Source organism: Cellulomonas sp. NPDC055163 (assembly GCF_053607065.1).
Map to the genome: position 1 here is coordinate 310743 of NZ_JBSGSU010000003.1, position 13647 is coordinate 324389.

Here is a 13647-nt window from a genome sequence, read left to right on the forward strand (position 1 = left end):
CCTCGCGCGCCGGCGGCTCACTCGCCGCGCGGGAGCACCCCGAGCTGCCGGGCGACCCGGAGTGCCTGGGCGGAGCGCTCGACACCGAGCTTGCGGTACAGCGAGCTCACGTGGGTCTTCACGGTGTTGGGCGTGATGAACAGCGTGTGCGCGACCTCGGTGTAGGACAGGCCGTCCGCGAGCCCGTGGAGGACCGCGAGCTCGCGACCCGTCAGCTGCGCGATGGCCGGCTCCGCAGACCCGGGGTGCGCGGCCTCGGCGTGCGCGACCTCGGGCGCGTCGCCGGCCTGCCGCAGGGCGGCGAGCGCGCGCTGCGCGTACGGGTGCCCGTGCGGGTCGTCGGCCTCCCGCCGGAGCGCCTCCGTGAACGCCGGGCCGGCTCCGGCGGCGATCATCAGGCGGTGCACGGCGCCGGTGGACCACACCCGGCTGAGCAGGTCCCGCAGCGGGCGCTCGACGTCGTCGGACCGGGTGCTCGTGGCGATCAGCACGAGGCACGCCGCGGCCGCGGTCCCGGTGACCGCATGGAGCGTGGGCTGTGCGGTGAGCGCCTCGAACGTCCGCCGCGCACGGGCCACGTCGCCGGTGAACATCGCGACGACCCCGTCGAAGAGGTCGGCGTCCTCGTCGTGGCCGAGGTCACGGAGCGCCTGAACCTCGACGCGCACGCCAGTCACGTTCTGCTGCGCCACGTGGACCTCGGCCGCCACCACGTGCACGAACCGCCCGAGGAAGGGCGGCAGGTCCCGCCGCAGCACCGAGCGACCGGCCAGCACGCGCCACGCCTCGTCGAACGCGCCCTCCTGCGCCCAGAGCCTCGCGCGGAGCAGCCGACCCAGGACCTGCACGAGCGGGTCCCGGTCGTCGGCGTCGCGCCGCTCCGCCGCGTCGAGGTGCTGCCGGGCGAGGTCGGGCTCGAGCCGCTCGAACGCCACCCAGGCGGCGGTGACGTCGGCACGGGCCACGGAGAGCGGGTGGGAGCCCGCCGGGGCGGTGAGCGCGAGGCACTCCTCGGCGGTCGAGGCGGCGGCCTGCAACGCTCCGTCGATGAGCTCCGCGAGAGCCCGTGAGGCCAGTGCCGACGCGCGGATGTGCACGTAGCCGGTGCCGGCGACGAGGGACACCGCACGCTCGAGGTGCAGCGCCGCCTCGCCGACCGCGTCGGTCCACAGCAGCACGGCCCCGAGCTCCACGTCGAGCCACGCGCGCCGGGCGAGGGAGAGCTCGGGGTGCGTCTCGAACGAGGTGCTGTCGAGCAGGCGCGTGGCCGTGAGCACGGCTGAGGTCGGGTCCACCCAGCCGTGACGGGCCGCCCACAGGTCGAGCAGCGCGAGGTCGGCGTGCAGCCGGCCGGCGCTGCCCGACCCGTCGCCCCGGGGGCGCGACGGCGACCGCTCGACGGCCTGCTGCCCGACCAGCAGCGCGCCCTCGACGTCTCCCGCGGCGCGGAGGCGGAGGGCCTCGACCGCGAGCAGGGACGGGTTCGCCACACGCGTCGCCTCGGGCAGGTGCAGCCTCGACGGTGCCAGGCGGTCGCCGTGGCCGAGCGCGATCACCGCCGGCCCGAGCTCCACGACCGTGCGGGTGATCACCTCGACGTCGTGGGAGGCGAGAGCGTGGTCGACGGCGGGGACGGGCCGGCCCAGCTGCGCGCAGTGACGCGAGGCGCGTGCGTGCGCGCCGGCGACCAGGGCGCCCTCGGGCGAACCCGGCTGCGCCAGGTCGTCGAGGTGCCGCTGCAGGACGGGGTGGACGCGCCAGCGGAGCACCCGGTCGGCGCCGACGGCTGACGTCACCAGCCCTGCGCCGAGGAGGCCGGCGAGGTCCGGCTCGGGCAGGCCCGTGAGCACGGCAGCGTCGGCCGCGTCGAAGGAGCGCGCCGCGGAGAGCGCGAGCACGCTGTCCCTGCGCTCGCCCGGCAACGACGCCACGGTCTCCGCGAGGAGATGGGCCGCCACCGGGCGTCTCGCCAGGACCTCGGCGAGGTCGCCCGCCGTCGCGTCGCCGAGCGTCTCGAGCTCCCGGACGGCGCCCACGAACAGCCCGATCCACCCCCGCGTGACGCCGAGCAGCGTGCGGACGTCGCGGGTGGTCGCCCGCGGGGCGCGCTCGTGCGCGATCGCCGTCGCCTCGGGAGCGGTGAGGGCGAGCTCTGCCGCGGTGAGGACCCGCACCCGGTCGGGGGTCAGACCGGTGCCCAGGAGCGCGGTCGACGGCCCGCGGGACATGACGACCACGTGCACCCGGTCCGGGTCCCGGCACGCGCGATCGACGAGCTCGCGCGCGTGGCCCTCCCCGCCGGGCGCGGGGTGGTCGATCACGTAGACCACCGGGCCCTCCGCGGACGCACCGTGACCCGGCCCCCGCGCCGCAGGCGGCACACCGCCCGCCCCGGCCGACCCGACGAGGTGCGCGCCGCGGATCAGCCCTCGCTCGAGCGCGTCCCGCGTCCAGCGGGAGACCAGCGCCGACTTGCCGGAGCCCGCAGGTCCCTCCAGGTGGACCACGGGCACGGTCACCCACGCGTCGAGCAGGCGCTCGAGGCGCGGGCGCGCGGTGGGCCCTCGTCGACCCGGACCGGCGAGGTCCGCCGTCCCGGACGTCCGTGCGCGCCCCGTGCCCGAGCCCGTCCGCATCGCTCCCGCCCCCGTCCGCCCGGGACCACCGGCCCCTGTCTCCCGAGGATCCGTCCTCATCTGGAACTCACCCGTTCGGGTGAGGCCGACACCCGGCGCCCGTCCTAGCGTGAACGGCACATCACCCATACCGAGCGCCTGAGGCAGAGGTGCACGTCTACGGCCAGAGGACGTCCGATGCCCTCCTTCCAGCAGGTTAGTTCCGCGCGAACGCGCACGTCGACGCCCGCGCCGATGCGCCTTCGGGCGGTGGTGCCGCCCTGCGCCCGCCCCGCCCGCGCGCCCGGGCCCGGGGCGTCCCGGTGACCGCCGAGGCGGGCACCCGGAGCCTCCCCGGCACCGACCGGCTCCCGACCCTGCCCCGCACCTTCCTCGCCCGCACCCGCCTGTGGGAGTGCCTCGACGACGGGGTGCGCGGTGCCGTCACGACCGTCACGGCACCGGCCGGCTCCGGCAAGACCATGGGAGTCGCGGGCTGGCTGCAGGACCGGTCACGCGGGTGGCGCGACGGCCGCGGCGCACCGCCCACGTGGCTCGACGCCGCAGGTCCGCTGACCAGCGCCGAGCTCGCAGCGGCGCTCGACCGGTCCGCGGAGGCGGCCGCCGGGGCGGGGGCCTCGAGGGACGGGGTCGGCGTCGTCGTCGTGGACAACGCGGAGCGGCTCGAGTCCTCGTGCGTCGCGCTGATCGACGACGCCCTGGACCACAGCCCGCAGCGGATGCGCCTCGTCCTGCTCTCCCGCTGGGACGTCCCGCTGCGACGCCTCGTGCCCGCGATGCTCGGCATCCTCACGGACCTGCGCGGGGACGTGGTGCGGCTCGACGACGAGGAGGCCGCCGCACTCGTCCGGCTGCACGCCCCGGACGCGCCCGACAGCGTCGTCCGCCAGATCCTGGACCAGGCCCAGGGGTGGTGCGCGGTCGTCGTGCTCGCGGCCCGGGCCGCGCGGGCCGCCGGTCTGCGGGCGACGTCGTCGCTCAGGCCGCCGACGCAGGGACCGCTGGTGAGCGACCTGATGGCGCGCGAGGTGTTCGCCTCGCTCTCCCCGCGCGAGCGGCACGTCCTGCTCAGCATCTGCCACGAGCCCAGCGTCACGGCGGCCGACGCGTGCCTGGACGCGAACGAGCCGCGCGCGCTCGACGTGCTCGAGGCCATGGAGGAGACGGGCCTGCTCGTGCAGCGGGACGTCGGGACCGAGGCCGAGGGCGGCGCGAGGTTCCGCGTGCACCCCATGCTCCTGGACGTCGTGCGGCGCCGCTTCGTCACCGGTGGTGTGGACGTGCAGCGTGCGCAGGCCACGATCGCGCGCTCGAGCGACGTGGAGCTCGCGAGGGGCAACCTCGGCCGGGCGCTCGATCTCGCCTCGGTCGGCGGCCGCGCGAGCGAGTTCGTCGGCGAGCACGGGCTGCTCATGGTGCTGCGCGGGCAGCACGACCGCATCGCGGCCCTCGCGAGGTCCACGAGCACCGCCCTGCGTGCGGAGCCGGCGGCGAGCCTCGCGGTGGCCGTCGAGCGGTGGTTCGCCGACGACGCGGTCGGCGTCGGCCAGTGGCTCGAGCCGCTGCGCGAGCCCGACGCAGGGGATCTCCGCGCTCAGGCCGGGTCCGCGATCGCGGGGCTGCTGCGGGCGCAGCTGGGCCTCGAGCCCCTCGGACCGGCCACGCGCACGGCGGTCGCGCTCGCGCAGACCCGGGCCGGCTCGCTCCACGCGGGCCACCGGGCGCTGCTGCTCGCGCTGATCGGCAGCGCCCAGACGTGGCTCGGCGACCTGCGCGACGCGGAGAGCAGCCTCAGCAGCGCGATCCTCGCGGCGCGCAGCGAGGGAGCGGGCGCCCTGGAGCACGTGGCGACGGGCCTGCTCGCGCTGACCGAGTACCTGCGGGGGCGGGAGCCCGGGTCCGCGGGGCTCGTGCGCCGGTTGTCGGAGGTCACCACGGGCCCGTCCGCCGGAGGTGCCGCGGCGGTGACGGCGCTGCTCGGTCGGATGCACGCCGAACCGTGGATCTTCGTCGACCCTGCGGCGCCGACCGAGGTGACGGCGCCCCTGTCGTCCGGGCTCGCGGGGGGGTTCTGGGCGCGCGTCGCCGGGGCGCGGTCGCTCGCGCTGCGCGGACGGGCCGTCGAGGCCCAGGTCGTCCTCGACACGCCCGCCGGCCTCGCGCTGCCGCGTCACCTCGAGATCGTGCTCGAGGTGGAGCGCGCGCTGCTCGCCGTGGTCAGCGACGACGCCGACCGGCTCCGGGAGACCGCGGACGCGCTGCACCGGCTGGACGCGCCGGGTGACGAGGCGCTGACCCGGGGGTTCCTCGCCGCGTGCCGCGGCGAGCTGGGTGCGGCGACGAGGTTCCTCGAGGCGGCGGCGAGGGGCGCCGACCGCGGCCAGCCGGACACCGTGACGCTCGCGCTCGTGGCCTGGGCACAGGTCGTCGACGCCCTCGGCTCGCCGGCCGACGCGGACGCCCTGCTGGACGGCGCGCTGCGGCGTGCCGAGCACCGGGGGAGTGCGCTCGCGTTCGTCGGCTGGCTCGGCCACGCGACCCCCGTCCCCCTCCTGCTGGCCCGTGCCACGGCGGGCGGCGCCTCCGTGTGGGTGCAGCACCTCGCCGACGGGCTCGCGAGCGCCGGACCGCTGAGCAGCCGGGTGTCGTTCCTGTCGCCGACGGCGCAGGAGACGCGCTCCGCGACGGCGCTCGTGGCGACGCCCCTGCTGACCTCGCGCGAGCGGGACGTGCTGCTGCACCTCGCGCGCGGTGCCACCTACGAGGACATCAGCGCGACCCTCTTCGTGACCACCAACACGGTCAAGACGCACGTGACGAACCTCTACAAGAAGCTCGGCGCCCGCACCCGCAGCGAGGCGCTCGCTGCGGCACGGAGCCAGTTCCTGCTCTGAGCAGCCCGGACGCGGCCCCGGAGCCCGGCGGCCCTCCCCACAGGCTCACCCGGAACGGCGGATCTGGCGCGGGCTCCGGCGGGCGACCCTCGGAGCCGGAGCAGAGGACGAGGTGCCCCCATGTCCAGCCGCCGTGCCGCACCACCCCCGCGGGAGCCCGTGCCGAGCCGGGCCCCCGTCGTGCCGCTCGCCGCTGCGGCGCCGCGCGTCCCCCGCTGGCTCGTCCCGCTGCTCGTCGGTGCCGTCGTCGCCGCGTGGACGGGCATCCTCCTGTGGCGCGCCGCCACCTCGATGGGCACGGTCTTCACGATCGTCGCCATCTCGTGGTTCCTGTCCCTCGTGCTCGACCCGCTCGTCGCCGGACTGGTGCGGCGGGGGGTGCGCCGGGGACCGGCGACCGGGGTGGTCGGGTCGCTCTCCCTCGTCGGCGTCGTCGCCGTCGCATGGGTGTTCGGTGACCTCTTCGTGGAGCAGCTCGTCGCGCTCGTCACCAGCATCCCGGCGGTCTACGAGGCCGTCCGCGTGGCGGCGGACGTCCAGCTCGGCGTCGCGATCCCGGAGGCCGACGAGCTCCTCGCCGGCGCGCTGCAGCGGTGGGGCGACGACGTCGCCGCGGCCGTCGTCAGCCTCGGCGGCTCCGTCGTGGGCGCGCTCGTGACGGGCAGCTCGGTGCTGCTCGTGACGTACTACATGACGGCTGCCGGCCCGCGGCTGCGTGCCGCGATCTGCCGGACGCTGACCCCCCGGCGCCAGGCCCAGGTGCTCGAGCTCTGGGGCATCGCGCAGAGCAAGGTCTCCGACTTCATCAACTCGCGCATCGTCCTCGCCGGCCTGTGCACGGCCTTCACGGGCGTCTTCCTCACGCTCGTCGAGGTGCCGTACGCGCTCCCGCTGGCACTGTTCACGGGCGTGGTGTCGCAGTTCGTGCCCACGATCGGCACGTACATCGGCGGGGCCGTGCCGATCGCCGTCGCGCTCGTCGAGAGCGTCGGCACCGCGGTCGCGGTGCTGGTCTTCGTGATCTGCTACCAGCAGCTCGAGAACCTCGTGTTCTCCCCGCGCATCGCCGCCTCGACGATGCAGCTCGACCCCGCCGTGTCCTTCCTCGCGGTGCTGGCCTTCGGGGCGGTGTTCGGCGCGCTCGGCGCGTTCCTCGCGCTGCCCGCGGCGGCGACGATCCAGGCGATCGTGACCACGTACGGCCGGCGGCACGCCCTCATCGAGTCGGCGATGCTCACGGATCCCGCGGTCGAACGGGAGGTCCGTGCGGCAGCCGCTGCGGCTGCCGCCGCTGCCGGTGCCTCGGCGTCACCGGAGGGGGCCGCACAGCCGGAGCCCTCCACCGGGGGGATCGTCTCCCGGTGGAGGGCTCGGCGTGCGGCGGCGGTCGTGACGCGTGCGGAGGCGGGCTAGGAGCTCGTCGCCGTCGGGCAGTCGAGCTCGTCGACCAGTGAGGACAGGGCCTCGCGCACCTCGTCGGCACCCGTGCGCAGCGACTCGACCGCCTCGCTCACCGACGAGTCGCTGTCGATGCCGTCGATCGTCTCGCCGAGCTCGATCCGCGCCTCCTCGACGGCGTCGGCACGGTCCTCGGCGATGTCGATCGTCTGCTGCCGCAGCTCGTCGGCCGCGGCGTCGACGGCCGCCTGCGCGTCCCGGATCGAGTCGACCGTCGAGTCCGGGGTGAGCGACGCCCGCAGGTCCGCGAGCGCCACGTCGAGCTCGTCGCTCGCCGCGCACGCCTCCTCGACGTTCTGCTCCGGGGTCGGGCTGCTGCACCCGGCGAGCCCGAGGGCCACGCCGCACGCGAGGACGGCCACGGTGCCGGGCAGTCTCCTCACCGGTCAGTCCTCCGCGGCGAAGGCGTGCTGGAGGCGCTTCTCCTCCTCGGCCGAGAGGTTCGTCGTGATGAGCTCCGGCTGCAGGTTCTCGCTGCGGAACGCGTCGACGACCTTGTCGGACACGGTCGCCGAGGTGAGCACGAAGATCGCCGACGTCCCGGGGACGACCTGGTCGCGGACCGACCTGATGAAGTCGTCGTTGATCCCGATGTCCGTCAGCGAACCGGCGAGGGCACCGGCGGCCGCGCCGATCGCGGCACCCAGCAGCGGGACGAAGAACAAGAGGCCGAAGAGCATCCCCCAGAAGGTGCCGTTGAGCGCGCCGAGGCCGGCGGGGCTCGTCCCCTGCCGGGTCTTCGGCTTCTTGGCGCCCTCCTCCCACGACACGGTCGCGGAGTCGTGCACCTGGATGAGCTCCTGCTTCTGCAGCGACAGCAGCAGCTGCTGCGCGCGCGACGCGTCCTCCGCGTTGCTGAACTTCCACACGCTCAAGGTGGCCATCGTGACTCCCAGGGTCGGGTTCGGGTCTGGACGCGACCAGCCTGGTCGCAGGCGCCGGGACGTCCTTCACCCGGGACGTACGAGTTCACGGCCGCGGGTGCCGGGCGGCCCGGGGCGTCGCGAGCGGACGGCACCCGAGCGGGTCCTGCGAGCTCAGCCCGTGCCCCAGAGGCTCGGGGTGCTCCCCGTCGCCGCACGTGCGGCGGCCCCCGGGGTGACGGCCTGCCCCGGGGTCGTGCGCGGACCGTGCGTCGCTCGCCACGCCGCGGTCGACCGGTCGGCCATGCCCCGCCCTCGCGCGACCAGGTAGACGAGCGCCGAGAGGATCGGGGCCACCACGAGCGCCACGACCCACAGCGCCTTGCCCCACCCGCTCACGTCCCGGTCGGTGACGAGGTCGGCGAGGACCCGGTACAGCAGGAGGAGGTACGCGAGCACCAGGTAGCTGCACACCAGCAACCAGAAGAGGTCCCAGAAGCTCACGTGCGGCCTCCCGCTCGTCGGCTGCGGCACCGCCGGACCGGCGGTGCCTCCCACGCTCGCGCCCGCGGGTGCTCGTCACCTCACGCGGTCCGGGTGAGTTCGCCGCGGGGCGGGCCTGCCCCCGGGCCGCGGGCGCCGCCGCTCGTCGGGTCATCCTGCTGGGGTGACGCGGCCGGCCGCACGGTCGGCGACGCTGGCAGCGCCGCCGTCCGCACCGGGAGACCGGGGTGCGCACCGGGCGTGGACCACCGGGGCAGGACGGTGCGGTCCACCACGACCACGAGCGCTGGGAGGGGCCCGCATGACGCGACCGCCGCCCCGTGCGTCAGTGGACCGCGACCTTGAGCGCCAGGACCGCCAGCCCGAACGCCCCCGTCGCGAGCCCGTTCAGCAGGATCCGCGGCCGGCTCGCGCCCTCCTGGCGCCCGACGATGAGGCCGTAGGTGAACAGCGCCCCGATCCCGAGGGCCATCGCCACGTCGACCGCCCGGGTCGGGTCGAGCACGCCGACCAGCCCCAGCACGAGCGCGAGCACGATCGGCCAGCTCGACTGGAGCATCGGCCACTCCGCCCGGGCGACGCGGAGCACCTCCTCGCGGGCCAGCGGGCGGCCGGCGACGACGCGGGCGGCGAGCTCGACCGAGTACACGTGCGCGAGCCAGAACACCAGGGACGTGCCGATCACGAGCACCGTCGTGCGGCCCAGCGACTGGGGGTGGGCACCGGCGGCCGCGACCACGGTGGTCGCCAGGATCGTCCCGTAGATCGCCCCGGCGAGATGGTGCGCGCGGTGCTCGAGGGGCGACTCGGCCAGGTTCACCAGCGCAACGTACCGCGCCGCTCGTCGGCGCTGACAGGCACGGAGGGACGCACATGACCGCGATCCAGGACGCCCGGGCGGCGGAGGCGATGTCGCTCGACGGGCGGACCTTCACCTACGAGGCCCGGCGCGCCGTCCCGTTCCGGGCGGGCGACGTGGTGGTGCTGCGCGGTACCGGGGTCACGCTGCTCGGCCAGGTCACGAGTGCCGCCGCGCCGGGCCGCGAGCGCTCGGCGACCACCCACGGCGAGGGGGTGGTCCTGGCCGCGCTCGGCGCGGACGGACGTCCCGTCCGCGGGGACGTGGCGCCGTTCCCCGTCGCGACCGTGGACGCCGCACCGGTCGCGGTGCTCGAGGACCTCCAGCGCTCGGTCGGCGCGACGCTCCCCGTCGGGGTCTGGCGGGGCGGCGACGCCGAGGCGGTCGCGCGGCTGCGGGCCGGGGGGTTCAACCGGCACACGTTCCTGTGCGGGCAGAGCGGCTCGGGCAAGACGTACGCGCTCGGCGTGCTGCTGGAGCAGCTCCTCCTTGCGACGGACCTGCGCATGGTCGTCCTCGACCCGAACGCGGACTTCGTGCGGCTCGGTGAGCTCCGCCCGGACGCCTCGACGGAGGCGTCGGCGCGGCTGGGCGACGGCGCCGTGCGCGTGCTGCGTGCGGAGGGCACGGGCGGCGAGCCGCTGCGGATGCGGTTCGCGACGATGCCTGCGCGGGCCCAGGCCGCCGTGCTGCGGCTCGACCCCGTGGCGGACCGCGGGGAGTACAACCGGTTCCTGCACATGGTCGCGGCGGTGGGCACGGCGGGGACCGGCACCGTCGGCGAGCTCGCGGCCACGCTCCGCGAGGGTGACGCCGACGAGCGTGCGCTCGGCCAGCGCATCGAGAACCTCGGCATGCAGGACTGGCAGGTGTGGGCCCGCGACCAGCCCTCCGCGGCCGAGGTGATCGGGAGCCACCCCCGTGCGACGGTGCTCGACCTCAGCGGCTTCAGCGACCCGCTCGAGCCGCTCGCCGTGAGCCTCGACGTGCTGGAGCACCTCTGGACGCACCGCACGGAGCGGGTCCCGACGCTCGTCGTGATCGACGAGGCGCACAACCTGTGCGCCGCCGAGCCCACGAGCGCGATCCAGGAGCGCGTGACCGCGCGCATCGTCCAGATCGCCGCAGAGGGGCGCAAGTACGGCCTGTGGCTCCTGCTCTCGACCCAGCGGCCGTCGAAGATCCATCCCCAGGTGCTCTCGCAGTGCGACAACCTGGCCCTGATGCGCATGAACTCGCGCGCGGACCTCGCCGAGCTCGCGACGGCGTTCGGCTTCGTGCCGCCGGCGATGCTCGCCGCGTCCCCGCACTACCACCAGGGCGAGATGCTCCTGGCCGGCGCGTTCGTGCCGGCGCCGACGCTCGTGCGGGTCGGGCCGCGCCAGACGTTCGAGGGCGGGAGCGACGTCCCCGTCCCCGTCCGGGGGCTGACCCACCACGGGTGAGGGCACCACCACGGTGCGTCCGGGCGCGCCGGGGCCCGGTGGACCCGGTCCCGCGAGCCGTGAGCCGGGTCCCGCTCAGCCGACGCGCGGCGCGGCGACCGCCGGCTCCGCGTGCTCGCGGGGGGCCGGGGTGTCGCCGCCGGCCGGCAGCACCCCCAGCTCCCAGGCCCGCCGCACCGCCTCGTTGCGGCGCGAGACCTCGAGCTTGCGCAGGATGCTCCGCACGTGCGTGCGCACGGTGTTGACGGACACGTACATCGACGCAGCGATCTCCTCGGTGGTGAGGAGGTCGGCCAGCAGGCCGAGGACCTCCGTCTCCCGGTGCGTCAGCGGCTCCCAGAGCGTGGCGGACGTCGCGCGGGCACCGTGCCGGCGGACCGTCGGCACGGTGGGGCGCGCTGCGTGGGCCGGCGCCACCGGAGCCGGTCCGTGCAGCCACGGGTAGCGGGCCGTCACGTCCTCGAGCTCGCGGAGGAGCCGCTGGACGGCCGGCGGGGCCAGGCGGAACGGCCGGCGGAGCCGCTCCGGTGCCGCGAGCCGGAGCGAGCGCTCGAGCGCCGCGGTGGCGGTGGCGAGGTCGCCCTGCTCGGCGGCGCGCGCCGACTCCGCGAGCCAGGTGGTGACCTGCCGGTCGAGCACCGCCGTCGCGGCCGGGTCGAGCCCGACCGCCGCGTCCCGTGGGCCGGTCCCCCCGCGGTGCGGGGTGACGACGACGACATCGCGGGAACGGTGCGGTGCCGCCGGCGCCACCGGCGTGAGCGGGCCGCCGTCGGCCGGTGCGGGGCGCCCGGCGACCGGGTGGGCCACGGTCCTGGCCGGTGCGCTCGCGGCCTCGAGCCACAGCTCGAGCCAGCCCGGCAGGTGGTCGCCGGGCGAGGTGCCCGGACGCTCCGCGGTGCCGACCGAGGTGAGCAGGCGCGCGCGCACGAGAGCGAGCAGCGAGGCCGTGACCTCGTCGTGGCGGGCGTGCGCCTCGGCGGCACCACGTCCGAGTCGGCGCGCCGCCTCCGTGTCCAGCGAGTCGGAGCCGGCCCACGCCCGGAGCACCGTCGCGGCCGCGGAGCCGGGTGCGAGCCCGTCGTGCACCCCGCCCGCCACGGTGTCCGCGCGCAGCAGGAGGTCGGCGCCGGTCCGCAGCCGCCCGGCCGCGGACTCGAGGACCGCCCGCGCCCGCAGCGCGGCGGCCAGCAGCTCCTCGCAGCCCGGTGCCTGAGCGGACCGCTCGGCGAGCACCAGCTCGTCGCGCGCCGAGGCCGCGTCGCCGCCCAGCAGGAGCAGCCGACCCCGGCACAGGGCGAGGAGCGCCGGGATCTCGGGGTGCGCGGCCAGCGTGTGCGGGTCGAGCCGGCGGCAGAGAGGGTCCGCGAGCGCGAGCGCGGCGAGCCCGGCGGGCTGGTCGGACCTCAGGTAGGCGCGGTGCGCGTCGAGGACGACGACGGCGAGCCGCTGCGAGACCGTCGGCCCGTCGGCGGCCTCGTCCTCGCGCTGCACGGGCCCGGTCGGCCCGGTCGGCGTCCGGCCCGGCGCGGTGGCAGGCGCGACGGGGTGGGGCTGCGCACCCGCCTCGGCCGCGGCGGCGTGGCGGCGGGCCTCGAGCGGTCGGCCGTGCTCCGCGTACCAGTCTGCGGCCCGCCGGTGCAGCCCGGGCAGCAGGTCGGGGCGCTCGTAGGCGAGCTGGGCCCGTAGGAACTCCCGGAACAGCGCCTGGTACCGGAAGCTGCCCGGCGACCCGGGCAGCGGCTGCACGAACCCGTTGCCGTGCGCCATGAACTCCAGCACGCGGCCGCGGGCCGGCAGGCCGGTGAGCGCCTCGACGAGGCCCGGACGCAGCTCGTCGACGACGCTCGTGCGCAGCAGCACCTCGCGCAGGTCGGCGGGCTGGGTCTGCAGCACCTCGCGCACGAAGGACGCGGCGAGCTCCCCGCCGTCGCCGCGCAGCTCCCGGACCGCCCGCTCCGCGTCGGGGCGTCCCGCGAGCACCATCGCGGCGAACGCGACCGCGATGGGCCGGCCGCCGGTGCGCTCGAGCAGCATCGCGGTGCCGGCGTCCGACAGGGAGAGACCGTAGCCACGGACGAGCTCGGCCAGCTCGGCCGCGTCGAACGCGAGGTCGGTCCCGCGGATCTCGCGCACGTGGCCGTCGACCCGGTACCGGTGCAGCGGGAGGAACGGGTCCGTGCGCGTCAGCAGCACCAGCCGCAGCCGGCCGCGCGCGTCGCGCAGGAGGTCGCCCATCGCCTCGCCCAGCTCACGCTCGCTCAGCGCGTCGCCCCCGTCCAGGACGAGCACGAGCGGTTCCTCGCGACGAGCGAGGCTGCGTGCCACCGGGTCGAGCACCGCGCGGCGGAGGTCGCCGACGGGCGCGGCCGGCACGCCGGGCCCCGGGTCGAGGCCGGCGGCGACGAGGCCCTCGACGACCGACGCCCAGAAGTGGGTCGGCCGCCGGTCGGTCTCGTCCAGCGTGAGCCACGCGACGGGCCCGGGTGCCCCGCCCCGACCGACCCACGACGACACCAGCGTCGTCTTGCCCGTGCCCGCCGAGGCGCTCACGAGCGTCAGCGGCCCGCCCGCGCCCCTGCTCACGAGCGCGAGCAGGCGCTCGCGGGGGACGTGGTGCGCGGGCGGCAGCGGCACGGCGGAGCGCGGGGAACGGTCGTCGACGCGCGCCGATGGTGCTGCGTGCCGGGTGTCGGGTGGTTCCTGCTCGGTCGACATGGCGGCCCCTCGGACGTGGTCGGCAGCCGACCGTCGGTGTGCCGGGCGGCCCTCAGCGCGTCGCTCTCCACGGTGGGCGCCCTGGTCCGCGACCACGCACCCTCCGCTGTCTGGTTCGCCTCCGGGTCTAACGCGCTCCCGACGCGGGGTCCTCACCTGTTGCGGGTGAGGACGTGGTGCTGGTCCTCCCGCGCCCGGTCACGGGCGGCGTCGGCTCGACGGCGTGCGCCGACCTCCGTCCACCGATCGCCGTCCACCGATCTGCGTACGCCG

Annotated in this window: 9 protein-coding genes; 3 read left to right on the forward strand and 6 right to left on the reverse strand. The window is 76.5% G+C overall.

Features of this window, described 5'->3' with window-relative positions; genetic code table 11:
- Positions 1–17 precede the first annotated feature (17 nt).
- Complete coding sequence (locus tag ACWFNE_RS07625; protein WP_452121827.1) at positions 18–2636, reverse strand: LuxR C-terminal-related transcriptional regulator; 2619 nt, start codon at positions 2634–2636, stop codon at positions 18–20.
- A 302-nt stretch (positions 2637–2938) separates the two neighbouring features.
- Between ACWFNE_RS07625 and ACWFNE_RS07630 the strand changes: the two genes are divergently transcribed.
- Positions 2939–5530 (forward strand): LuxR C-terminal-related transcriptional regulator, encoded by a 2592-nt coding sequence (locus ACWFNE_RS07630; protein ID WP_452121828.1) that lies wholly within the window; start codon positions 2939–2941, stop codon positions 5528–5530.
- 120 nt (positions 5531–5650) lie between these two features.
- Positions 5651–6943, forward strand: a complete 1293-nt coding sequence (locus ACWFNE_RS07635; protein ID WP_452121829.1) for an AI-2E family transporter — start codon at positions 5651–5653, stop codon at positions 6941–6943.
- Here ACWFNE_RS07635 and ACWFNE_RS07640 read toward each other — a convergent pair.
- The 4 genes from ACWFNE_RS07640 to ACWFNE_RS07655 all read right to left on the reverse strand — a co-directional run bounded on the left by ACWFNE_RS07640 (position 6940) and on the right by ACWFNE_RS07655 (position 9175).
- The gene (locus tag ACWFNE_RS07640; RefSeq protein WP_452121830.1) at positions 6940–7371 is read right to left on the reverse strand and encodes a hypothetical protein; all 432 of its coding nucleotides are present in this window, start codon (positions 7369–7371) and stop codon (positions 6940–6942) included. The genes ACWFNE_RS07635 and ACWFNE_RS07640 overlap by 4 nt on opposite strands.
- 3 nt (positions 7372–7374) lie before the next feature.
- Positions 7375–7872: a DUF1269 domain-containing protein gene (locus tag ACWFNE_RS07645; protein WP_452121831.1), complete on the reverse strand. Its 498-nt coding sequence runs from the start codon at positions 7870–7872 to the stop codon at positions 7375–7377.
- Positions 7873–8025: 153 nt separating this feature from the next.
- Positions 8026–8355: a PLDc N-terminal domain-containing protein gene (locus tag ACWFNE_RS07650; RefSeq protein ID WP_452121832.1), complete on the reverse strand. Its 330-nt coding sequence runs from the start codon at positions 8353–8355 to the stop codon at positions 8026–8028.
- A 325-nt stretch (positions 8356–8680) separates the two neighbouring features.
- Positions 8681–9175, reverse strand: a complete 495-nt coding sequence (locus ACWFNE_RS07655) for a hypothetical protein (RefSeq protein ID WP_452121833.1) — start codon at positions 9173–9175, stop codon at positions 8681–8683.
- A 53-nt stretch (positions 9176–9228) separates the two neighbouring features.
- On the opposite strand from ACWFNE_RS07655, the gene ACWFNE_RS07660 reads away from it, so the two are divergent.
- A complete protein-coding gene (locus tag ACWFNE_RS07660) occupies positions 9229–10659 on the forward strand; it encodes an ATP-binding protein (RefSeq protein WP_452121834.1) in 1431 nt (476 codons plus the stop codon).
- 75 nt (positions 10660–10734) lie between these two features.
- Here the strand turns inward: ACWFNE_RS07660 and ACWFNE_RS07665 are convergent, their stop codons facing one another.
- Positions 10735–13374 (reverse strand): LuxR C-terminal-related transcriptional regulator, encoded by a 2640-nt coding sequence (locus ACWFNE_RS07665; RefSeq protein WP_452121835.1) that lies wholly within the window; start codon positions 13372–13374, stop codon positions 10735–10737.
- Positions 13375–13647 lie beyond the last annotated feature (273 nt).